This window comes from Fibrobacter sp. UWR2, assembly GCF_002210285.1.
Classification (GTDB): domain Bacteria; phylum Fibrobacterota; class Fibrobacteria; order Fibrobacterales; family Fibrobacteraceae; genus Fibrobacter.
Genome location: NZ_MWQE01000002.1, coordinates 141,706 through 166,934, shown reverse-complemented (window position 1 = coordinate 166,934; position 25,229 = coordinate 141,706). Strand labels below are relative to the sequence as shown.

14 protein-coding genes are annotated in these 25,229 nt (G+C 41.5%); 2 read left to right on the top strand and 12 right to left on the bottom strand.

Annotated elements, in window-relative coordinates; all coding sequences use genetic code 11:
* Positions 1 to 11: 11 nt before the first annotated feature.
* From B7994_RS04880 to B7994_RS04865, 4 genes are all read right to left on the bottom strand, one after another.
* The gene (locus tag B7994_RS04880; protein WP_088637357.1) at positions 12 to 524 is read right to left on the bottom strand and encodes a flavodoxin; all 513 of its coding nucleotides are present in this window, start codon (positions 522 to 524) and stop codon (positions 12 to 14) included.
* 277 nt (positions 525 to 801) lie between these two features.
* Positions 802 to 1,839 carry a YhcG family protein gene (locus tag B7994_RS04875; protein WP_088637356.1) on the bottom strand — a complete coding sequence of 346 codons (1,038 nt, stop codon included), beginning with the start codon at positions 1,837 to 1,839 and terminating at the stop codon, positions 802 to 804.
* Between the two features lie 289 nt (positions 1,840 to 2,128).
* Positions 2,129 to 5,068: an InlB B-repeat-containing protein gene (locus tag B7994_RS04870; RefSeq protein WP_088637355.1), complete on the bottom strand. Its 2,940-nt coding sequence runs from the start codon at positions 5,066 to 5,068 to the stop codon at positions 2,129 to 2,131.
* A 2-nt stretch (positions 5,069 to 5,070) separates the two neighbouring features.
* Positions 5,071 to 5,832 (bottom strand): hypothetical protein, encoded by a 762-nt coding sequence (locus B7994_RS04865; protein ID WP_144063755.1) that lies wholly within the window; start codon positions 5,830 to 5,832, stop codon positions 5,071 to 5,073.
* Between the two features lie 655 nt (positions 5,833 to 6,487).
* On the opposite strand from B7994_RS04865, the gene B7994_RS04860 reads away from it, so the two are divergent.
* Together B7994_RS04860 and B7994_RS04855 are read left to right on the top strand one after the other, a co-directional pair.
* Entirely contained in the window at positions 6,488 to 7,426 is a 939-nt protein-coding gene (locus B7994_RS04860) for an aldo/keto reductase (protein WP_233143037.1), read from the top strand.
* Between the two features lie 66 nt (positions 7,427 to 7,492).
* Positions 7,493 to 8,296, top strand: coding sequence for a LysR family transcriptional regulator (locus tag B7994_RS04855; RefSeq protein ID WP_088637353.1), 804 nt, complete (start codon positions 7,493 to 7,495; stop codon positions 8,294 to 8,296).
* 25 nt (positions 8,297 to 8,321) lie between these two features.
* On the opposite strand, the gene B7994_RS04850 is transcribed toward B7994_RS04855, so the two are convergent.
* The 8 genes from B7994_RS04850 to B7994_RS04815 form a co-directional block, all read right to left on the bottom strand.
* Positions 8,322 to 8,654, bottom strand: a complete 333-nt coding sequence (locus tag B7994_RS04850; protein WP_072980505.1) for a putative quinol monooxygenase — start codon at positions 8,652 to 8,654, stop codon at positions 8,322 to 8,324.
* Positions 8,655 to 9,138: 484 nt separating this feature from the next.
* Positions 9,139 to 9,819 (bottom strand): hypothetical protein, encoded by a 681-nt coding sequence (locus B7994_RS04845; RefSeq protein WP_088637548.1) that lies wholly within the window; start codon positions 9,817 to 9,819, stop codon positions 9,139 to 9,141.
* A 5-nt stretch (positions 9,820 to 9,824) separates the two neighbouring features.
* The gene (locus B7994_RS04840) at positions 9,825 to 10,364 is read right to left on the bottom strand and encodes a HEPN domain-containing protein (RefSeq protein ID WP_088637352.1); all 540 of its coding nucleotides are present in this window, start codon (positions 10,362 to 10,364) and stop codon (positions 9,825 to 9,827) included.
* 26 nt (positions 10,365 to 10,390) lie between these two features.
* Positions 10,391 to 15,904: an ATP-binding protein gene (locus tag B7994_RS04835; protein WP_088637351.1), complete on the bottom strand. Its 5,514-nt coding sequence runs from the start codon at positions 15,902 to 15,904 to the stop codon at positions 10,391 to 10,393.
* A 9-nt stretch (positions 15,905 to 15,913) separates the two neighbouring features.
* Complete coding sequence (locus tag B7994_RS04830) at positions 15,914 to 17,470, bottom strand: hypothetical protein (protein ID WP_088637350.1); 1,557 nt, start codon at positions 17,468 to 17,470, stop codon at positions 15,914 to 15,916.
* A gap of 1 nt (position 17,471) precedes the next feature.
* Complete coding sequence (locus tag B7994_RS04825; RefSeq protein ID WP_088637349.1) at positions 17,472 to 21,605, bottom strand: protein kinase; 4,134 nt, start codon at positions 21,603 to 21,605, stop codon at positions 17,472 to 17,474.
* Positions 21,606 to 21,628: 23 nt separating this feature from the next.
* Positions 21,629 to 22,990, bottom strand: coding sequence for a restriction endonuclease subunit S (locus B7994_RS04820; RefSeq protein WP_088637348.1), 1,362 nt, complete (start codon positions 22,988 to 22,990; stop codon positions 21,629 to 21,631).
* Positions 22,987 to 25,023: a class I SAM-dependent DNA methyltransferase gene (locus B7994_RS04815; protein ID WP_088637347.1), complete on the bottom strand. Its 2,037-nt coding sequence runs from the start codon at positions 25,021 to 25,023 to the stop codon at positions 22,987 to 22,989. Before B7994_RS04815 ends, B7994_RS04820 begins: the two co-directional genes overlap by 4 nt.
* Between the last annotated feature and the right edge of the window lie 206 nt (positions 25,024 to 25,229).

Here is a 25,229-nt window from a genome sequence, read left to right as displayed (position 1 = left end):
GCGCTAGCCGATTACTTCACCCACTTGTCCACTTCTTTCTGGGCCTTGTCGCGTTCGTTCTGGGCCACGTGTCCGTAGATGGCAAGGCCGGGGGTCACATTCGCGCCGGTCACCTTCTTGAGGCGGGCAACACCCGAAAGGCCGCTGCCTTCGTGGGTCACGAACGGGTGAATCGTCTTGCCCTTCAGGTTATACTTTTCGAAGAAGGTGAACATGGGCATGGGCATCTCGCCCCACCACACCGGGTAGCCGACGTAAATTTCGTCGAATTCTTCGGGGTTCACGTTCACCGGCTTGATTGCCGGACGCGCGTCCTGCGCAAGTTCCTTCTTGGCCACGTTGATGCAGTCGTCGTAGCCCTTGGGGTATTCCTTCGCGGGTTCCACGTGCAAGAGCGTGCCGCCCGTCTTTTTCGCAATCATCTCGGCAATGATTTCAGTATTGCCCTTGGAAATGTTCCCGACGGAATAGTTTTCGTCAGCACGGGAATAGTAAACGACGAGGATTTTCTTTTCTGCTGCCATAGAGACTCCTAGAAGAAGTGATAAAAGAATCAAGGTGATTTTTTTCATGGGATCCGCCTTTTCTGTAAAAAATTCCTTTGAACCGGTTGCCTTTAATATAAATAATTTCAGGACGGCCGCGTAATGCGTAATTTTTATGCCCACTATGCGTGTTGCGCATAGTAGAAGCGGCCACCTGCACTTGAAAGAAAATCCATTATTAGACTAAATTCGGCAAAAATCAGCAAGTATTGTTCGTTTCTGTCCGCAAACAAACTTGAAATTGCGAGTCTTTATGTCACTTTCCCGAAAGCAGTTTTTCAAGTTCGCTCTGCAATTCTTCGCGCTTGGGAAGATAAAGTTGGTACTTGCTTACGAATAAATTGTTTTCTATTCCCTGCATCGCGTATTCCATCAACAACTGGTCCTTGTAGGCACCGAGTACGATTCCGATAGGCGGATTGTCATCTTGGGCGCAGACCTCTTTTTTGAAGAAATTCAGGTACATGTTCATTTGCCCCACATCGTAATGCTCGATTTCGCCGCGTTTTAAATCAATAAGAACAAAGCACTTGAGATTGTAATTGTAGAACACCAAATCAACTTTGAACTGTCTGGCACCAATCTGCATCTTGTACTGCCGTCCGATAAAAGCGAAGCCTTTGCCGAACTCCAACAAGAATGTTTGCAAGTTGGCGACAACCTTCTCCTCGATATCTCCTTCAAGGTATTTCTGGTCTTCGTTTACCCCAAGAAATTCCAAAACGTAAGGGTCCTTTATGATGTCTTCGGGCTTTTGCGTTTGGATTCCTTGCTTGCTTATTTCCAGCACGCTCTTCTTGTCCTTGCTCAAGGCAATCCTATGGAACAGCAGACTTTTCATCTGACGCTTGAGTTCCCTGACGCTCCAGTTCTCGTTTTCGCATTGCTTTGTGTAAAAACCAATTTCCAAGTTAGAGTTTGCCTTGATGATTTCTGTATAATGACTCCAACTCAATTTTCCAGACAGTGTCTGGATTTTTGGGAATTTTAGGTAAAATAGCCTCACTTGGAATAGGTTTGATCGGCTGAACCCTTTTCCAAATTGCGCTGTCAAGTCCTTAGCGAGGTTATCCAACAGTTCTGCCCCATATTGGGCTTTTGCATTGCCATCTTGTTCATATTCTACAATATGACGACCAATTTGCCAATAGGTATTTACGAGAGTGGTGTTCACTGCTTGAAACACCTGTTTACGGCTTTCAACCAGTAATGAGCCTATTTGCGTTACAAGATTCTTGTACCCATTGCTTTGGGCTTGGGCTATCTCTATTCCTTTTCCGGTCTTTTTCTTCATTTTCGCTCCTGCCCGCAAACAAGCTTGGAATTGCGGGTCTTTTATTGCTCACTGCGCAAATATACATTCTTACAATGTCATATTATGACATTTTGTAAAAAACTGAAATTTTGGGCGCTCCCCGGCCTGGTCCCTGAACCTGCCGAACGGGGGGCCGTGGCGAGTGCTGCTCGCCTCGTTCCTCGGCTCATCGAGCCGCTTGTGCGTCTCGCCACCGCGAGGCGGTGCGACGTCCCCTAACGCAAAAAGGGTGGGCGTATCGCCCACCCAAAATTGCAAACCTAGGAAACTATCTTATTTGGACAAGCTGCGTTATGTGTCCGATTTTTGCGACATAATTTCCGGCCAGCGTAACTGGAATATTGAAATTCACAGATTCAACACGACCTTTTTTAAGAATACGTCCCTGCAAGTCGAATATTGCGTAAGACTCTCCAACCTTTGCCCCCGAAATTAGGAGATTACGATTGTAAGTCTTTACAGAGAATTGCTTTTTTGCAGACACAAGTGTAAGTGCAGAATTGCAGGGTTTGTTTGGATTTTTTATTGTCAGCTCTATCTTATATATTCGCCCATTAACTTTCAAAGAATCTGTTTTTTTGTCCCCATTGCATACAAGATCCCTGTAGGTTCCAGGAACTGTCCCACGAATAGTCAAATCAGTTCCTGATTTTGTTATTTCAAGGAAGGGAATGTTGTAACTCTCTCGAGAATAATTTTGGACACCACTAAATATTATTAAGTCCATCCAGTCATACACTCCGAGTGTTTGTTCTAATTTTCCTGATATGACAACTTCTTTGGGTAAACTACTAGAAGACGAGTGGGTTTGACTGGAACTTGACTTGACAGCACTGCTTGAACTCTTTGCAGAACTACTGCTCTTGATAGAACTTGAAGATTTCGGAATGCTGCTAGAACTCGACTTTGCACTACTGGAACTTGATTTTACAACAGAGCTAGAACTGCTTTCCGGATCTTTTGTATATATGGCTGTAATTGTGATATTCGCGGTGACGGGGATAACTTCACCGACAACACCTAGCATGGTTTTCCCGTTATAATAGGCATCAAAGGTGTAACCGTCTTTTTGTGGAGCTGTTGGCAGTGTGTAAGATTCGCCTTCCACAATTTTTACGCTATCAATTTTTGTTCCGTCTCCATCTAGAACCTTAACAATGTAAGTTGCCAGTTCTTCAAATAGAGCCTTTACAGTCAAATTCTCTGTAATGTTTGAGAATGATGTATTCCATCCAGTAAACTTATACCCTTCACGTGTCACATTCGTCGGAGCAATGGCGGCCTCACCATAAGGGACCATCTGTTCGTCAATGATATCGACACCGTTCATAAAGGTAACTTTGTATTCCACTTTAGTAGAATCATAAGTGGCTGTATATGCGGTTGCTTCGGTTACATAATCAAGAGCGGGTTTCCATCCTTTATGTGTATATATCCATTCAGCCGTTGCAATTCGCGAGGGCGTTTTACTGCAACTGGGAATTGAGCCATATTCAAACGCACCGCTACTAATTTCCGAACCATCGTAGTCTTTAAAAGTAATCGTGTAGGAACGAATGATTGAATCATAAACCGCATAGTAGTCAAAGTCTTCAACTGCGTTTGTCGGCTCTACGTTCCAACCTTTAAATGTGTAGGTGTATTTTGCTGTCGTTTCTTTTGTGGGTGTTTCGCCCTCGTAAGCGACAATGCTGCCATGTTGATATTGTTTTGTCTCCAACAATGTTGAATTTGCATCTGTATTGAAGAAATTAATTGTCCAGTAGATGTCTGTCGCGTTCATGTAAACAGCATTGACAGTTTGGTCAGACGAAAATACCGTTGTTGGTTTGACTCTAATGTCTTCTGAATTGTACCACCCCTTAAATACGAGGCCTTCGGCAGGTTCTGGATTTTCAGGGAATGTTGCAAGTCCCTTGTAATTGGTGTAGCGATTTGATGTTGCACCATCGTCGTTAAACACGACCCTATATATCGGAAGATTAGAATCTTTTGCGAAGTCAGGATAGCCCGTTGTACGAGTCCATATGCCGCTGTTGGATTCTGTTCCGTTCGTCGTATTCAAGATCCAGGCGAATTGGTCTTTCTGCATGTTCTCCGCGGTTCCTTGGACTTCGGTTTCATTGAGCCAATATTTTAATGTTTGCAAATCAATGGAATTTTTTGCTTTGCCCGAAGCAACAATTCCATCAGTATGGCCATTATCAGCAGCGCTATTACCATTGGTGATATTTCCACTATTGATCGCATTACTGATCGTATTTGATCCATAACCGCAAATCCCCCCCGAATAAGTTTCACTATGGACATATACCGTGTAATCAACATATTGCGAGCCTGAAGGTGTCGCAGAAAGAGACGATTCTTTATAGGTATAATATCCTTTAGCAGAGATTGAACCAACATTTCTTGTTTTATTTATTGAACCAGTATTGTAGCCAACAATACCTCCAGAATAGATTTTATGTTTATTTCCATCTTTTACTCCCGCATAAACGGTTGTTCCGGAAATACTTCCACTATTGCCCGAATTTTCTATTTTTCCTGTATTGTATCCGGCGATACCGCCTGAACGTGCTTCTAACGCAGTATTATTAACAGATGCCTTATTGGAACAACTAATAATCATCCCTTGATTATGCGCAGCAATCCCTCCTATAAAAAAAGCAGTCGAATCCCCTTTCTTATAGGAAGCTTCAAGTTTATTGTTGTTTTCAACATTTTGAATCGTCCCGTTGTTGTGAGCAACCACGCCTCCTATACGAAATATTCCGCTGAAGTATCCAGCATTTGTTTTTAAATTTCGTACAATACCATTTGTATTCAATACACCAATAAAACTTGCCAAAGAGATACCTATCGAATACATTCCATAAATTGTATAATTTGCCCCATCAAAAATCCCATCGAATCTATGGGAAATATCCTTTCCAATTGGAGTCCATTGCACAGTACTTGTGGTATTTTTATCCTTTCCAAAAACAATATCATTTCCAAGAACAGCGTTTATGGTTGATCTTCCACCATTCACTTGAGCAGCAAACCAGGCGAGTTCATCTGCAGTTGTGATGACATAGAAAGACTTGCCGTCAATCTTTTTCATATTCTCTGGTTCAGACATAGAACCTGTCCATGCCGCCGCAATCGCATTACCCGCAAGCAACGCAACCAAGGAGACAATAATTAAATAGAGTTTAGTGATTTTCATGATTAAGTCTCCTTGATTAGAAGTGAATTCGGATTACCTATTAAATCTTCTCCTAACAGACCTTTGTATTTATACCAGAGTAATCGATCAAATTCTTTCAGCGTTAACCGTTCCTCTGAGCCATACAAGACTTGACTCTGTTCGATGATTTTACGAGCCAAATCAATATATCCTTGATAATTCCCTTTTTTCTTAAAATCCTCAACTTTTTTGATTTTGCAATATACCCAAGCATAATAAGGCAAAACACTTTGTAAAACATTATCATAAGGCATAAATTTGTCATATTCATTAAAATGATAACGAGATATATAAGTGCAAAATTTTGAGGCGAAACTAAAATTATATCGTTTTTTACTTGTTTTGGTACCTGCCTCTGCTATGTCATTAACAACACCAACTTCACCTTTTTTTATTCGCTTCAATATTTTTTCTTTATTGCATCTAATGTACTCCGCAAATTCCTCTTGTTCTTCCTCACTCAACCTTGTGGAATTCGTAATATTAATCCTTCTGATGATTTCTAAGAAACCACCGGAGAAGTTTACCTTTGCTTTTTCTTGAATAAGTTGACACAACTCATTTTGGATAGAACTATTTTCTCCAATTGCACGGAGAGTTTTTTGTATTTTTGAAGCTTTTTTCTCATTCACTTCTTTAGGTGAACCATCCACTTTTTTTTGAGCTAATTCGGCATTTGACTTCGTAAGCATTACAAAGTCATTTTTATCAAGTTCAAATCCATGCGCGGCTTTCTTAACCATCGCAGCCTCCATCATATACACCTATGGAGTTTGCCCCAGCTCAGCAAAGAATTTCGCCAAATTTTGTGTGGATACAAGAAAAGGCGCAGATCGTTGCATTTACCTAAGTGGGGCTCTAGACTGCCTCTGACTGATAAACGCAAACGACCCACGCCCCAAAAGGGCTGTTGCTTTTGGCCTATACGACCAAAGTCCAGCCTTGAGGGCTGGTACAGCAAACCGAGATACGCCGCAAAACGGCATATCTGCGTGAGCGTTCGCCTCGTTCTCAGTCAATGGAAATTGTCTAGATTTCACTTAGAGAACAAGAGCTAAACTCTCTAATATGTCCAATCTAAAAATAACTTAAAATCGCCCTTACGGAACAATAAATTTACAAAAGGGTGCCTTTTTGTGATAAAAACGGCGTTATTTGCCCGATTTGTAAAGAAAATAGGACTTTTGCACGGTTGTTTTACGCACGCCTTGCGGGGGTTTTAGGGGGCAGAGCCCCTTAGGAGAGGGGGTAGCGGCCCTTCGGCAGGCTCAGGGACCTTTGTCACGGAGCCAACGAAGGAGAGCGAGGGGGAGACTTCCCCCACCCATGCCTTCAAAGCATATCTTTTATGCGAAATAAGTATTTGGGTTTGTTGCGAGATTTGTTTATTTTTAGGGCATGAGGTGGTTCAGTTTCTTGTTCGTTTTCCTGTTCGTGGCGTGTTCGAGCGATGCTGCGTCGCAGGCGGTGCCGAAGGTTTCGGACAAAGGAGATTCGATCGTGCAGAATAGCAAAGGGGCGGCCCCAACGGTCAAGTTGAATTCGGGTTTCGATATGCCGGTTCTCGGGCTTGGCACTTGGACTTTGCGCGGCAAGGTGGCTGAAGACGCAGTCTATGTCGCCATCAAGAACGGGTATCGATTGATTGATACGGCAAAATATTACGACAACGAAGAAGCCGTGGGCAAGGGAATCCGCCGGGCGATTGACGAAGGGCTCGTGAAGCGCGAAGATTTGTTCGTGACATCGAAACTGGTGCCGTGGAGCAGTTCCCTGGACGAAGACATCGACGACTCACTCGAAAGGTTGGGGCTCGAATATATTGATTTGATGCTGTTGCACCAGCACGGGAGCGACGCCGAGGACAAGGCTGTTTACAAGGCTATGGAACGTGCTGTGAAGGCGAAGAAGATCCGTTCCATCGGCATTTCGAATTACTACACCGAAAAGACGGCGAAGCGCTTTTTTGCCGATTTCGAAATCAAGCCTGCCGTGGTGCAAAACGAGAACCATGTGTTTTACCAGAACACGGAATTCAAGGAATACGCAAAACGATACGGCGCTGTGGTGGAATCTTATTACCCGCTGGGCGGGCGCGGCCACACCGAAGACGTCTTGGGGAACAAGGTTGTCGCAAAGATAGCGAAAGCTCACGGGAAATCGGCTGCACAGGTGGTGTTGCGCTGGCATGTGCAATCGGGCTACATTGCCATTCCTGGCTCCAAGAACCCTGACCACATCGCAGAAAACATATCGATTTTCGACTTCGAGTTGACAGACGACGAAATGAAGCAAATAGCCTCCTTAAATACGGGACACCGCTACGAGAACTGGTGAAAATAGCCCCACTATTCACTTGACGCATAGCAGATTTATTATATTCTCCCCCAAAAGGGGCTTTTTATGTTTGTCGAGACCTACATTTTGCGATTGCTGGCCGGGTTCCTGGAATATGGCACGCTTTCGGCCGTTGCGGACAAGCTCTACACTTCGCAGCCGGCGGTGAGCCGCGCGTTCAAGAAGCTGGAAGACGAAATCGGTGCTCCGCTCTTCGAGCGCAAAAAGAACCGCATTGAGCTGAACGAGAAGGGACGCACAGTCGCCGAATACGCTAAGCGCATCATGGATTTGCAAGGCGAGATGATGGAAAAGGTAAGCCCGCAGGGTGCCACGCGCACGTTCTCTATCGCGTCGGTGGCCATCCTCCCCGCCATGCGGATGGTGCAGGAACTGCAGGAAAAATACCCCGGTGCGCAGGTCACCTACGAGATTATCGACAATGAGGCGGGCGTGCTGAAGGCCTTGAACGAGGGCACGGCGGATATCGGCATCACGCTTAAGGCCCCCCGTGCAAAGAAATACCGCGCCGAAAAATACATGCAGGAGCGGCTCTCGATTGCGCTCCCGAAAAAGCACCCGCTTGCGAAGCGCAAGTCCATCCGGCTCCGGGAACTCAAGGGCGAAACCATCATCCAGCGCAGTAACGTAGGCTTCTGGGAGCAGGTCAAGCGCAAGAAGATTCCCGACGCCACCTTCATCAAGCACGACAGTGTGAAGGGCTTTTCAAAGCTCATCGAGCAGTCTTCGCTGTTGACGTTCGTTTCGGACCAAAAGTTCGATTACGACATTCCCAAGGACCGCAAGATTGTGCCGCTCGCCGACCGCGAAATGAACGTGGAATTTTTCAAGGTTAAGTTAATGAAATAGTGCGCGGGCATTGCATTGTCGCGACTTATTTCCTGATGAATTTTTCGTCGGTCTTGGGCATGGTGTTGTCGGGCGTGTAGCGTTCGACAGTCATTTTCAAGTCGTACTTGTCGCGGAGTTTCGCAATCGTCTTCATCATGGGCGAAGCATGGTGCACATCGATGGCGGCCTGGCTTTCCCACGCGTCAATCAGCAAGATGGTCTCGGGATCGTCCAGCGACTGGAAATATTCGTAGCGGATGTTTCCCTTCTCGGCACGGATTTTCGCCACCGTCCCGCTAGAGACCATCTCTTCGGCGAACTTCTTTGCCGCCCCGTTCTTGCCCGTATAGCGCAGGTTTACCGTAATGTTGCTCATGGCACTCTCCGCAAAAACGCTCGCAGCGAGCGCAAGGATTGAAAATAGTGTTAAAAACTTGAGTTTCATTTTGCCACTCCGAAATGCTTTAAACATAATATAAATAATTTCGGAGCATGCACAAAATGCTTAATTTTCATGCTCAGTATGCGCAGGACGCATAGTGAAAACACGCGCTTTTATGGTTTCTGTCGAAACGCATGGCATGAAGCCTGCTTTCACCTTAATGGGACCAGTTTCCTATAAAATATATAAATAGAGGCAAAAAGTCAAATAGCCAACCGTTTAATATCGCCTTTTTGGGGGCGTTTCCCACTTGCGTGGGCCGGGCTATATTTTATGGGTTGCCCGGTTCACTCCGTTCCCGCCCAACCTCATAAAACGGAGCCTTACACTTGTCATCCCCGCGAAGGCGGGGATCTCCATTGCAAGTCTCCGCCCCAAGGGGTCACTATCCCTAACGCAAAAAGCAAATATCGCACTTTTAGGACAATTCTGTGAAATCAAAGACAAAGTCATCGTTATTAGCAGCAAGCCATTTTAGATAATTCATATCGAGATCGGCTATATCTCTAATACTTTGCCCTTTATACTTACCATAGGTCAACACATCTTCTGGATGAAGGGGCTTAATGCTTTTATTCCTTTCCTCCACCACTTCATCCATATCAAAAAAGATGTGTTCCGCATTTTCTTTAGCCCACTTTACCCACCCCCAATCAGAGCGGATAACTTCAGCCAAAGTCTTTCCCTTATGCTTGCCGACTTCCAAGACATCGTTTACGCCATAAATTTTTGTAGGCTCCGATGTCGCTTCTCCCAGAATATCTAGAAGCACCCATGAACCACAAGCGGCACACGGAATCCCCTGCGGCTCGGTATCACTCGTTTTGCACCAACTCTGCTCGGGGTTGTTTTCCGTAGCATCCGCGCGTTCTCCATTCCTGAAATAGAATCCATAGGCGTAACCGTACTTTCCGCCTTTACCACCAGGCTTTACCTCATGGACTTCAACAAACTGCGACCGATACCAATCGGAAACCCGACCATCAGGAAAGCGCTGCGCACGGAACGGCAACGTTCTTCCTATGTTGTAATAAATAGAAATGAGACTATTACGCAACCCTTTTTGATTGATTGCCTTTATAAGTTTTTCTTTATCCATATATATCAAAGGACCTTTTCTACATATGCATCAAAAGTTTTTACAAGTCCTTCTAAAAAGGTAATGCATTTGGACAAATCATCTTTCTTTACAATGTGAGGTTGCGGATTTGTCGAAACACCTTTTGCATGGTGCACAATCTCACCACGCAAGGCAATCCATTTGTTCAATTGTTCTCGCGATTTGGCGGGCTCATAATTACTCCATTTCCAGCCTTCCGTTACATCTTCAATTCCCAAGAAATCCTTGTATAATTTCTTTGTTTTGTCGGATGTCGGCGTATTGAATCGTTTTAATTCTTCATCTAATTTCTTTTGGAAAAAATCTCCTAACGAGCATCCTTTTATCAACTTCATCTGCAGCGACAAGGACTCCGTCAAGCGATCCTCCACGTATGTTTCCCATGCCGTAAAAGCCATGACAAGTCCGGCACGTTTCAACACCTCAGCATTTTCAGGATTTGATTTACTCTGTTTGTCAAACATATCTAAAAGATTCTTTGAATCTTGGATGGATACATTAAATTTTTCTAGGGATTTAGACATAGGCTTTCTCTTTTTTCATAAATTCTTTACTTTACCGCATTTATCGTATCGCCACCATGCTTAGTAACACGGGGGCGGATCGATATTTTCACGGGCCTTTGCGTAAATGCCCTATCCGTAGCTTTGTTTGCCCACAAATATGCTTCACCAGATGAGAGTGAAGACATCGCTGCAGGCGTCAATGTTTGTAAAGCCGTAATCGCCTTTTGGACATGTTTTACCCACGCAGGCGAACTAAACTTGTGCATTATCACAATAGAACTAAGTTCAATAATTTCACTTGGCAAACTCATCGGATCTTGGCTAGCAATCATAATGGACACACCTTTATGTCTCATTTCACGAATTGCCGTAGTAATAGAGGCGACAAGGTCCTTGTCATTCATGTATTTATGGGCTTCATCAAAAACAATGAATTTGTTAAACTGTTTACCATCAACGGCCTTGACACTTGCAAATATATTGAGCATCACAACGAATAATCCTAGCGCTTCATTCTTCTCAATGAATTCATCACGCAGATCCACAATAATCAAGCGACCAGGACGCATATATTGTTTAAGCAAACTATCGTTCAAAATATAGTCTTCGGCAAACTTCAGTTTTTGCAAAGCCAAATTCTTCTGAGAACTTGACAGGAATGCGTTCTGATTAACGCCCATCCTAATGTTTGTTAGCGTCATATCATGGCGACATGCCTTCATTATCTGCTTTAGTTCTTTCACATATGTGGACTCGTTGCCTATAGCTCCAAGCAGGAACATCCAATCAGCGACATTCAATTCCGAGGCAGCAAACCCAATTGGCGCAATTTCTATGCCAGGGTATTCGCTCTTTCTTTTTTCGACTTGGCTTTCAGGCGTAAGAAGTATTACATCTTTTACAGATCCTGCTTCGGCACCATATTCTTGTTTCAAACGAGCAAGCTGTCTTTCGTCATCATTTGGATAAACCATTGATGTGAACTCAGGGGCATAATCCATGCTCTCGCTATAATGGAAAATGACACTAGCAAGAGGTGCAGGCAACTTATTCACTTTACTAAACTGTTTCAAAGTCATTTCTGCAACAGTTCCAATTGTATAACTCTTCCCAGCCCCTTGAACACCGAACAAACTGACAGTATTGCATTCATTCAAATCAATACCGATTAATCGTTTGTTATCTACAGTTTTTCCAATAATGCCATATTGTGGAGTATCCGCATCTGTTTTACCAATCAATACATCACAAACAGGAGGTTCATAATTACTATCTACATTCTCCTGAATGTTCTCATCACTAGATGCTTTTTCCTTAGGCGAAAAATCAGCCACAGATTTTGATTCCGCAGCAGGTTTTTCCTGAGTTTCCTTTGAAAGGGATTCTGGTTGAATCGGTTCTTCCTCTAAAGTCGCTGATTCTATTTCTTTCGGAATGAAATCTGTAGGAGCTTCAATTACCGCCGTACTAGCATTCTCATCTTTTTCATTGGCAATTTCAACATCATCAGATTCAGGTTCTTCTTGACGGTCTTCAGGCAAAATGCCACCATCTCGCAAAGTTCTAATCCGTACAATATTTTCTTTACGATTCGGTTCAAACGCATCACAGAATTCCTTATCGTTATCAAGTTGCTTCAATCGTTCTGTATTCAGTGTTGCATTGTCGCCCAGAATTTCTCCAATAACAGATTCGCCCATCGTAAAAATGCAACTATCGCCTTCAAAACATTTCTTTTGGCGTTCATGTTGGCTAAAGTTATATATCACACCAATTTGCTTGAACTTTAGGTTATAATCCAACTTTTCCAATTCTGACAAGAATACCAAATATTCTTCAGCAACAATCGGGTCTAATTGTGCATAGCGCTGAGACCTCTTGATATAGAAACTCAACAAATCAACTAATTCCAAAATCTGGAGTTCTCTATCCAATCTCTCTGGACTACCATCTAACGGTTTACCAAATCGTTGTTGCAAAGCAGACACAGTATTGATAAGTTGAGCCTGTATTTTACATTTCAAGTCATTTTCTTCGCTTTCACTCAGAGATTTTCTGCACTTTATTTCAACAACGGTAAATACAATTTCCTTGGATTCAACATCAATATTTACAAGCAAATTGTCAGCACGTTCACGATCGCCCGTATCAAGATCCGCAAACAGTTCTTGATGCAAATCGATAGGGATAATAAAAGCCTCGTTTAACAAACCTTTCTTCTTCAAGAACCGCTTTGTCAGGGTCGTCCCTAAAACTTCAAAAGCCTTATTTTTCGTCGTTCCTGCTTGCATTATGAGAGAACTGCTAACAGTTCTTACATCTTCAAGTAATTCCAAGAACTGTTCATTGCCAGACAAATCAATTCCATACTCGCTAAACATTGGCTTCATTAGCCCCTCAATTTCACTTGTGGGCTTAGAAGTCAAGAAAGCTGATGTTCCTGCGGATTCTTGTCCTGGAATATAGTCCAGCAAATAAGGAATCTTTTGATTTTCTCCCGAATTTGCCGGAAGGTCGAAGAATTCAGGCCCCATGTTCTTATCGAATGTCACCACCCAATCAGAAACATCGTGAACCAAATTAAGGAGAACACGGTCGGATTCCTTCAAAACTAATGTTGTCGTAGGCAACGAACTGTCTATGGTATTAGACATTATCTTACCCACCAAATTTTGAATGTTTTTCAACAAATCAACTTCTGTGTTAGCAAATTCCTCTACAGGATTCGGCAAGATTTTTTCAGATATATAGCGATACCACGTGGAGTCGCCACCATTTTCCTCATACGCAATTACGCTACGGCAAATCAAGGAATTCAAGTAGAAAGATCGATCTAATTTATTGGGTCGCACCAAAGATGATTGAATCTGGAACGGATTTATCAAGAACGAAATATGGGCTTGATAATGGTTCGGGTCTTGAATAAATTGCTGCGTATCATTCAAGGAGAAACGTATTTTTGGAAAAAGTCGATTACGCGATGCTTGCGAAAAGGCCTCCGCACCTTCGGCGACATTGGATTCCGGATTTATAAGTTCTCGAAGAGCGCTTCCAGATTTTATCAAATTCGACTCTGAAAAGATTCTTATTTCATAAGTCAATGCAGAGTTTTTCAATTCAATTGACTTCAAGGCATTTACAAAAGAAATCGCATCACCCGCATTGAACAAGTTCAGAACCAATTTTTTCGCATAAGGATGCGATTTGGCAAATCGGTTGATGTATTTTTCCACCAATTCAGCACTAACATCGCTGTCAATAATCTTATCGCTGGAGATATTGAGCAAGGACGATGTATAAGCCTTTATTTGCCTTGCATCAGAAGACAAAGACTTATCCTTGCTTATTGCGGGGCGAGAATAAATTCCCCATCCAAATGTTATTTCACCAATATATTGATACGGGTCTTGCAACTTTTCATCAGCCAAGATTAATGGAGCTACATCCATTTTCAGTTTGCCATAGAAAAGCTGGTCCAGCTTTTTTGTCCAAGATTTCCGGTATGCATCAAACTCTTTTGTACTGTTTTCCCAATTTTGGAACAAACCCCATAGATTTACCATCCAACCCAAACGAAGTGGATGCAAAGGCGAAATAAGGCAAACATCGGTGTAAGTCCCGTTAGGAAGTTCCACCTCCAATTTAACCATATCAATAAACTGAACGGCAACAGAGTCACTTTCCGAAAGATTCTGAGCCGACAAATCAGCCAACCAGGAATTATATTCCGCCAAATAATTTATAATCAAGTCTTGGTTATTTGCAATATCAAATGTTTCAAGCAAGCCAGAATCTTCTTTTGCCGACTGCGAAATAACCTCAAACAATTCAGACCTTAATTTTTTTAATTCGACTGGAATTTTATCTTGAGACAAAGCGCTAAATCGTAAACTTTGCAAATTTACATCAGTTATATTCGCACCGACTGTAGCATTGATATATCCAAACGCATCTCGATTTTTTAAGAAGGATGTTTCTAGGGCAATAAGTTTCTTTGGCAACTGTATTTGGAACGCAAATTTAGACGACAAATCAAACTGGAAAATGTCATTCAAGGAACCATGCTGCCAACCATTTTTGGGTTCATCGTATTCATCCAGTTCAATTTCTTTATCGCTCACTAACAGCGATACTCGTTGACGGATGAACCCCTGCAAAAATGTATTGACCTTCGCTCTTTTTTCAACTTCTTCAGACTCTTCAAGTTCGTCAGAAGATACGGCATTGTTTATTGTAAACACAACGGTTTCATTACAATAGGCAGCCTGATTATCCAATCGAAATTGTTCTTTGGACTTTTCCGGATTTTCAGCCTTTTCTTCCTCCCATTTACTTTGTTTTTCTTCGTCCTTAAAATCATTGTCAACATTAAGAACAACATCGTTTTCGTCAATAGCATTGACACGAAGCATATAATCACCGGATTCGTATGCTTCGTTTTCAATATTAACGGACATTTTGCGTTTGGCACTTTTTCGATTGGCACCAAGTTTCGCTTTCTTTAGCGTATCCACCAACGTAAAGTCTTCACGCCTTATCAAGCATATTTCAAACGCCATAATATCTGGGTTTTGCGCTGGAGCCGGATCAACAACAACTGTAAAAGAGATTTTCCCTTTTTTCTTTCCATCCTTAATGTTCAGCACCAAATTTCCAGTAGGGTCTTTTATTAATTCTTCACCATCTTTTTTCCCTGGCACCAAATCAGCATAGACCTTAACATTTTTCTTGTTTACAGCAACTGTGAGATAGTTTTTCCATCTAGAGAAATTAAGTTTAGGATATTTCTCATAAATTCTTTTGCAAAGTTCAATGCTATCACGAACATCTTTTTCTTTTGTCAAGAAATCAATAACTTCATTTTGAATGGAATCAGGGCTTAAAGGAAGCTTATTGACGCGATCCAGTTCTGTTAAAGAAAAATCACAAAGCAGAGATGTGCACATTTCAAAATTCAATTTGAAATAACGCTTCAAATCCTGTTCATTTTTCGCCAAATCTGAATCGGGAATCATTCCCATGAATTGGAGACCATTGCCCCACGATTCAAGAGAATAATTTTCGGAATTAACAAAAAGCAAATAGTTCACTAAATTGCTTAAATCATCCGATGCAAATAGTTTAAATTCAGCAAAAGCGTTGAAAAAAATCTGGAACAAATGTGTTTTATCTTGGGGAATTTTAGCAAGCAAGAAGTCCAAAAAGTCTTTTTGCAAATCCGACACAGACAATTCCTGAAATGCCGCACCATAGGAATCTTCAGCAGATGTTGAACTATCCGATGGAATTAAGGCAAGAATTGCATCGGGGCTTTCATTTCTGAGTTCAATCAATTTCGAAGCATGGACATAATCATCACCCGAAAGTGAATCCGAAAGAATAAACATCTTAACGGAGGGGTTTATCTCTCGCAAAGGCGTAATCAGCCGCTGAAGTTTGTCAAGCGACAAACCTGTAATTTTCATTCGGTGTCCCGGCTTAACTTCTTTAATAGTCTTCTCATAACGAGAAACAACGAATCCGAGAAACTTGTCGTAATACAATTCCTGAATACTCATGACAACACCTTAGTTAAAATTGTAACGGGGACGAATTTTTTGCAATAAGCAAGCATCGCTCAAATCTGTATAGAAACCGATTTGCCGCAACTTATTCTTGAACGCATCCATATTTTCCTTAAATGCTGAACATGTTTCCACGTCTGCATTCTTGAATCGAGAATCGCCAACGCCATTGATAATCAAGCCATACCGAGAACGGATCAGTTGAGCCAATTCATCAATAGACAACGATTTGGACTGATAATTTCCACCATCAATAGGTTCCAGAACCAAAATTTGAACCAGCGTTTCCAGCAGTTTTGAACCTAAGGCTCCACGTCTCGGATATTTTCTGGAACGGCCATCCGCAAGTAATTTTGATGGCGAATTTTTCATTGTTGCAGCATCAATAAACTGTCTAAGATATTTGTATTGAGAAAAACCTAAATTCGAAGACTCTAATAAATAAACAAATTTCTGGAAAGAAGAGTAATCCTTAAAATATTTGAATTGTTCTTCATAGTCTTTTTTATCAAATTCCTTTTCGCTTACATCAGGCAAATCGCTCAACACATCCTGTAATCGGATATTAAAATATTCTTCGCTCAACCCATCTTTAATCTTTTGAAGAACCTGAGCGATAGTCACCTTTGTATTATTTCTCGAAAGCCAATTTTGAACAACATCTATGGAGTATGTCGCTCTAATATACCGACGATAATTATTTTCGTTCTTTTCAAAATCATCCTTAGCATATTTTGAAATCTTACTATTCAAATTATCCGTCACATCAACAATCATCGACCAATCATCTTCGACATCGATTTTCCCCTGATCGACCATTTGGGGCAAAAGGTAGACAAGTTTCATCGTATATAAAGCGAGATGAAATCCACAAAGAATCTTGAAGTATTCAATAAATACGGATCTTGGTAATTTTTCTTGATAAACAAGAAGACGGCGAACATCATCATTGAATAAATCAGATTGCTTTTTCAGCAATGGCTCAGGAGTGTCCTTTGTATTAAGAGTTTTTGTTTCCTTCAGTTCTTTAACTAGATAAAGAATCCCTGCGGTGTCCACGTCAAGATCCGCAGATTTTACAAGAGAATTACTATTTACATCCCACCCTTTACAAAGATACTGCTTTAACCCTGCAAGAACCTCTGGACAGCTTCGTAACATAAGATACAACTGGTCCGATGTATTATAGTCGCGGCAATACTTTAGATTTTGAATTCTAAAACTCAGCAAATGCATTGGTTTAAGACTACATACTTTTTCCTTAATGACGTTGCCTCGGAAAACCATTTCAAGTAGATTGCTACGTAGCCAGTCTTCAACTGCGTCAAAATTTTTTTCGGCATTAGAAACTAACCCATCTTTTTCCAGCAATTCAACATATTCAGTTAATGTTTTTACATCATGCTCCTTTTTAACCTTCAGCGTTAGAGAAACTCCATCTGTATAAATAAGCATGAACAATTTTGTCAAAACACGCTCTAGAACAACCAACTTAGTATCAACAGCAAAAATTTGAGGATTACGGAATATCACTGTACCTTTTTTCAATTTCAACATCATACTAGTTATTCTCCTGCTTTAAGGATTCGAACACAATATGTTTATTCTCGTCAAGACGAATAATGGTAAACTTCTGATTATTCTTGGTGACAATAATTTCCTTGTAAGTCTTACTCTGCAACAGATTCTTGAACACCTGCAATTCAATAAATCGCCCTTGCAAGTCGTTTACAGACGGGCTAAAACCATTCTGGATAAACTTGAGCATTTCGTACAAATCAAGTGAAACCGTCAATTGAATATGTTTCTCAGCTTTATGCCTAAAAATAAAACTGTCACTTTCATATTCAACATATTGTGTCAAATGGTCTGTTTTATTCACATACAATTCAAATTCATCAATCGGGAATCTTCGATAACTTTTTGATATCGGATCATTCGACTGCGAGCTGGCCAAAAGAAGATGAGCCTTTGACAATTCCGCATTTTCGCAACCTTCGCTAATGGAAATAGCCTTTGCCAAATTCAGTTTAGATTCAGCCAACTTGTCAGCACTTTCATCACGTAGAGATTCGTAAAAATCTGTAATGTAGCGATACGGCAAGCGACGTTTGAATTTGAGGTTGCCTTCAAAATATTGATGTCGAACAAAAACCTTCTGTACGCATTCAATTTCATTACGTTCATTTTCATCATCCATTTGCCAAATCGGTTTCATCCCTACCGCATTAAAGTCATCAATGAGGTTCTGTTTCCTATCACTAAACAGTAAGTAATTTTCCGAAGTTTTCTCCTTATAATACAAATCGCGGTCAACTGCAGGCCAAGCCACTTCGGCAATATCCGTTTCTCGCAGCATGCGAATTAAACGGTCATTAGAATCCAATGTCGGTAAATCAAAGGAGGCGACATTCGGCTTTATTGCCGGTGCTGTAATATTGAAATAATAGTATTGCCAATAATAGCTCCGCAATCCTTCCGTTTGCACAATATCGATAAGCTTTTTCACTTGTTCACACGAATAATCACGTGTAAGCATATAAGCAATCATTGAACGTAAATCACGCATTGTCACATGCAATTCGCGTTTATAGACTATTGTGCGTAGCAACCATTCCAGACGGTTCGTCACTTCAAGACCAACACTACTATCCCTGAAAGTGTCTGCATTATACTTGATAAAGCATTTTTCTGCAACAGGGCAACCTTCGCATTTTGTCCACAATTCGCTTGCAACCATCTTTTGAATTTGCTGGCCCAACAAACTCTGAGAATCGCCTTCTCTTGCTGTAATCGACCTCAAATTGAGATTAATTACAATTAATCCGGGGAGCAACTCTACATGGCCTTCGTTGAAGAAGAATTCCTCAATGTTTGTTTCAAACTTCTTTAATCTTGGTTGTTGGCTGAGGAAATCTACAAGCCTGCCTTCATTAATAGCAATAATGCGACCTTCCGAAGCCTTGGTATAATCATCCAAATCAAAGAACGGCTCAAAGAAAGAATTCAAAACATCATTGTTCAGCTTTGTATCTTCATCCTGTGAGCCATCATAGTTGGTTTCAAACTTCACGCCATTGATGGTGAACGTGCTGCCATTACCGACGGTTTTAGCCTGCACGGGAGCATTACGGCTTTCTATTTGCTTGATAAATGCAGTCTTACCATCACCTGCATTACCGGTAATTACAACCAGTTTGTATTTCAAGTTCGTGATATCGTCAATGAGGCGTTTATCCAACTTTGTCTCGATATAGGTCAAATCATCAAAACTATTAGTCGTTTTTGATTTGGCGACAACACCACTATTGCCATGACTACTCTGGCTATAAAGGGTATTAAGATAATCTACATAATCGGTTCTTTTGCCATCGGAATCTAAACGGATTATTTTTTCCGTTTCCTTAAGCATTCCGTTCAGCCCAATTTTTTCAAGAGCGGCAAGCATTTCTGCGGCATTCGCAAATCTTTCCGCTTTGTCAGTCTTGATAGAACGCATGACAAATGCTGCAAATTCTGGAGAAAGTCTTTCTGCATATTGCGCAATATCTGCAGGCTCTACGCCAACGATAGGCTGATTATTTTTTCCCTGCCAGGGATATGCATGAGCAATTAACTGATAAATTGATACTCCAAGAGCAAAAGTATCTGCAGAGCAATCCCAGTTGATAACAGAACTCCCCTGAATCAAGTCTGGAGCCAGATAAGGATATGTTCCTGCAAAAGCCTTATCGTCTATTTGGGATGATATGTTAAAGTCTATCAGCACATATCGAGAGGACTTATCCCAAATGATATTATTGGGTTTGACATCACGATGGTACATCGGCGGATTTTGTTCCTGCATGTACTTGAGAGCGTAAAGGATTTGACAAACCATTTTATACAGTTCGTTCATGGTCATCTTCAAATCACCTTCGACAAACTTATTCAAGTTGTCGCCCTCAAGTAGTTCCATTAACGTATAGAAGAAACCCTGAGTGGTTATTCCGTTGTAAATGAACTTTACGATATTATCGTGAGACAATTTATTGAGTGTCTGGTACTCATTTATCGTTTCTTGTGCAGAAGAATCTCTGTCAAAAATTTTGATGGCGTAAAATTTGTTCTGTAACGTCTGCTTTGCCTTAAAAACACGGCCAAAACCACCTTTCCCCAGCGGTTCATACAAGACAATCTCCGGAGTCACCTGATCACCGGGTTTCAAATCCTCAATTTTCTTTTGCGTTTGATTAGCAATGGGAGACTCGGCCTGTTTTTTGCGAATAGATTCCTGGGCAGCAGGCTTTAAGTTGATGTTGATAAACTCAATCATTTCCTCAGCGGAGGCAAAACGATTATTGACATCAACAACAACAGTCTTTCGCACCAGTTCATCGAACCATGGTGGCAATTGAGAAATTACCTTGGATGGCATCAGCGATTCATCTAGTTTTCCACCATGCACCCTGAAAGACTGTGAATCATTAAATGGCAACTTACCCGTCATCAGTTCGTAAAAGACTACTCCTAAAGAGAACAAGTCGCTAGATGCACTGACATCATTGTCATCTTGTTCAGGAGAAACATAGGGAGAATCTTTCGTCGGCACAAGTTCGGTTGCGACAGTGTAACCCATTGTCTGATGTTCGGTAAACCACGAAAGTCTGAAATTCGCAAGGGCTGCCCCAGAGTTTGTTACATAGATATTCTCTGGGCAAACATCACGATGGTAAATTCCTTCAGAATGCGCTTCTTTTAGGGCGTTTGCAATATCGAGAACAATCTGGATTTTTTCCAAGTCGGTCAAAGTCTTCTTTTTTATATGAGCCCGTAACGTAGATTCTTCCATGTACAGGCTTTTTTCATAATAAAAACAACCGTCTTCGCTTAGAATACTTTCACACGGAATAATGTTTCCGCGGAAACCAAGTTTTTCATGAACATACTTGGCATTTTCGGCCTTTCTGCGAATAGTATCAAGTTCTTGTTTGGACTTTTCCGCGTAATCCAGCGGATACTCTCTAATTTTATACTTTCTATCTGCAAAGAACTTTGCCTTACACAAGTATTCCGTAAACGAATCTGTCTCTTGCAAAACCTCGATGATTTGATAGTCCAGAAGGACTTTTCTTCTTCGACGATATTGTGCAACCGATGCACTACCAGTTAAAAAATCGACAATGTCTTTCTGATATGCTTTTATAGCATCTGGAGCCTTACGGACTTTTGCGTTATCTTTAATAAAATCAATAAGCGGTTTTTCTAGCAAAAAAATCTGGTCATACGATTTGCTGTAATGGTCAATACCTGTTTTTGACTGGCCCGGAAAACTCAGCGTTACCGCAGTCTGTACGAAGGCCCCGCCCCACAAATGGTTATGAGACCTTAACATAGAAGCCAAGATGCGTGTTTTACGTTCTGCAGCCACAAACGGATTTTTTCGTTCGGCCCCATTTACAAACCACGCATAATCATCACCTTGAAGATTGCCACCCCAATCCTTATTTTCAATATGGTAAATGGCATGAGGAGCAACAACGATGCAGTCGTATTCGCTGCTAGCCACAAGACCCTGTGGATTTTTATTGGCATATTCTCCGTTAGGAACAATCCAATAATCGGCAGGAAGATTGTTCTGCAAATAATCAATTAGGCGTTTTTCGCCTGCATTGACAAAACCATCGCTATGAACAGGGAATTTTACTTGAGCCATATAAAAACCTTTTCTAACAGAAGTTATACTTTCCAACCATCAATTTCTTTTTCAACTAGAGAAATAGCCAAAGATTCTTTTTCAGCTGCAGAATCACTAGCCCAAACATATTCGTTAATTTTTTGGATAATTTTTCTTTGAATTTGTTCATCTAAAATGGGCAAATCAATATCAGCAACAAAATCTTCACCCAAAGTAACGATTACCGAACCATAAGCAAGAGATTGCAACAATTCTCGACCTTCTTCAGTATTCAAATAAGCAAAAACATACGATGGTTTTATCTTTTGTTCATCTAGCAGCAATCGCAATGCATGTTCTGAAACGGCCTTCTTATTTAACAAATCACCAATTAAAACACTATTTCCAACGGTTCCAGATCGAGAAATTAATATTTCATTCTTATGAACTTGCATCATTTTTAGTGAAGGGGTATTTACGCTAATATTTTTGGAGTAACGCAAAGCGTTAAACAACATCATATCAGACGAAGACAAAAAAGGAACCCCCTCTTTAGAATAAAGTCTTTTTCCCCGATTGCCTACAAATATTTTTTCAGCCTTCGGGCCTATTTTTTCGTATCTCAGACCTCTTTTACGTCTTTTAACAAATTCCTTTTGTGCAATTTGATAATGTGAATCTAATCGATTAAATTTTTTCAAGATCTGCTTTGTAGAAACAGTAGATGTGCAAAATTCTCTCTTATAACATTCAGGATTTAAGCACTTTTCAAATTCAGATACAGCCTCGTTTAAGAATCTATTCGCTTCTTCGCGGAGACGGGCACTTTCCTTAATTAAATTATCTACTTTTTCTTGAAACTTTGCAGGAAACTGTGGTATAGGCAAAGATGCAACAAAATCAGGCTCTATATGCTGAATAACCGCACCAAAGGTTCCCTGCGTCAACAAGGAATGTCCATAAGAACTCGATAGATACGCATAGACAAAACCCGCCCTGAGGATGTTATTAGGATCTATCCTAATAACATGCTCAGAAGCTAGCTTCTGAGCATGTTGCTTAGTAGCCCAGGCCGTATTACCTATAGTTCCAGAACGAGATATCAGAATCCACCCTTCTTGCAGTCGCATCTGTTCAATACACGGAGTGTATTTCTTTGACGCTAGTTTGACATTTTCAAGATCGGCCTGTAAAATATCAGAACTACTCAAAAACGGAATCCCATTTTCACGTTTTTGGACATATACACGTTTCGCTCTATTGCCGTAGAATATTTGGTTAGCAGCATCGCCAACTTTCATAATTTTATATGGCGAAGCAGCAATCTTTCTGCGAACAACAACACCATCACTCAAATGGAAAGAGGCATCGATACGAAAGCCATTCGATTTGAATACTCGTGTTTTTATCTTGGAAATTTTCATTTATGCGCTTCCTTAAATTTTGCATACGCATTTACAACTTCAGGAAGGTCGTCATCAATTTTTTTGATTCTTTCCTTACGCTCACGGACTACTTCTCGACCGCGTTCGTCGCGAGTCAGCCATTTCTTTACATTGTCAAAAAGCAGTTCTGCTCCGTCATCATCCCTCTTGTAAATAGGAACACCGCGACGGTCCTTGCCGACATGTTCCACAATTGCCATAAACACATCGTAATCTTCATCATCGATAGGAATCAATTGTTCCTTGGCAGTTTTCTTTTGCAAGAACAACAGCGAAGCCTGCACACCGACCTGCGGCAAGAATGTCTCCACCGGCAAATCTACAGACGCTAACAACTTGAAATGCTTCAAAATCCAAATTCGCGTTTCTTCCATATTCGGATTGCCAAGAATGCCATCCGGCAAGACAATCGCCATCTTTCCACCCGGTTTCAAGAAATTATAACAAGCTTCGATAAAAAGAACTTCGGGAGCGTTACTCCCCAATTCACGGCCTAAGTAATAGCGATCCGCTATTTCCTTATCAACTTCCACCTTTGAACCAAAAGGCGGATTTGTGAAAATCATATCGAATTTACCCTGAGCGTTATCGTCAGCCGTTTCAAACTTGAACTTTTTATCCTTACTTACAGCAATACTTTCGTTAACTTTTTCTGCAACCTTAGGAACATCGGGTTTTGAACCTTTCGGATAGTCAAGAGAATTAATATTGAACACATTGGCGTGACCATCGCCAGCCATCACCATGTTCATCCTTGCCGCTTTCTTCAAATCGGGGTCAAAGTCGAAACCGAAAATCATGTTCTGCGCATATTCGCGAACTTTCTCTTCAACCTTTTCCGAATTGCATTTCGCTTCCAAGCGAACATCATCTAATTCCGGCCAAATGTTTTTCGCAATTTTGTGGCGAACATGGTCTAACACCATCACAATAAACCCTCCAGAACCGCATGCAGGGTCAAGAACGCGAGTATTTTCGTCAGGGTCCAACATTTCCACCATGCACTTGATGATGTTTCTTGGAGTAAAGAACTGTCCCGCTTCCTGCTTTAATGTATTCGAAACGATGGTTTCGTAAGCAGTTCCCTTCACATCAACAGTAGCGTCCAAAAAAGAATACTTGGAAAGTTCCGCCGCAACAAAGGCCAAGCCACGATCAGACAAGTTGATAGACTCGTTTCCATCAAAGACATCGCTATACAAGCCATCTTCTTTCAATTTGCGGAATATCCCCTTAATTCTATCGGCAACAGCCTTCTGACCTTCAGGCGTATTCTGTTCCTTGACACCCACCCAAAATTGGCGACGATAAGATTTCCCTTCACGAGCATCTGTAAAGCGTCTCTTTTCATCATAGAGTTTGCAGAATATCAAATTCAGCAATTCCCAGAAAGCAGTCTTCTTCATTCCTTCGTTACCATAGATGTAATCGTGGCAACGCTTGAAAGCCTTCACTAAAGATTCGTTGGCGGGTTTTCGCGGCATCGCGTGGTCACCCGCCTTTTCCAAATCTTCCAAAGTTTGACCAGCTGCCGGGAAATCGGAAATGTCCTCAATTTCAACTTGACCGAAAGCATCCTCGGCCTTCGAGACAAACGCCAAATCCTCGCCATTCGTCCAGCACCCAAAGTCACAATTCGTATAGGAAAGTACATCATCCAGAACAATATGCACGCCTGCCTTGGCGTCATTTGTTTTCACCTTAGAATCTTTTGCAACAACAACTGCACGAATCAAATTTGCCTGATCATGCTCACGACCGTTTTCAAAGACCGCCAAGTCTATTTTGACACGGCGTTTCTTGCCTTCGTCGTTTTCAAACGCTATCTGGAAGTCCCTTTGCAAGTCAGACATGTCAAAGCCATATTCTTCTGACATCATCTGAATCATATATTGCAAGTTCCGTTCTTTTTCGGTCGCCTTGACAATTTTATTGGTCAAGATGCAAATAAGCTGGTCTTCGTTTAGAACGATTTCTTCAGCCGTTTCTTGTTCTGGGGAACGTTTTGCCATGAGAACTCCAATATGCGTAATAGAAAATGTTGTGGGAACGGAGACCGAAGAATTTATGCATAAACGAACCTAAACGCGAGGTTAGACAAACCTCGACCTGATATCGCAATACAAACGTCGGCCCAATCAATAAAACCTCGACTAGATTTCACTCTAGTGCCGATAGCAGATTTCGCGATTTTTTGGAAAAAGAAAAGCGCGAGCCA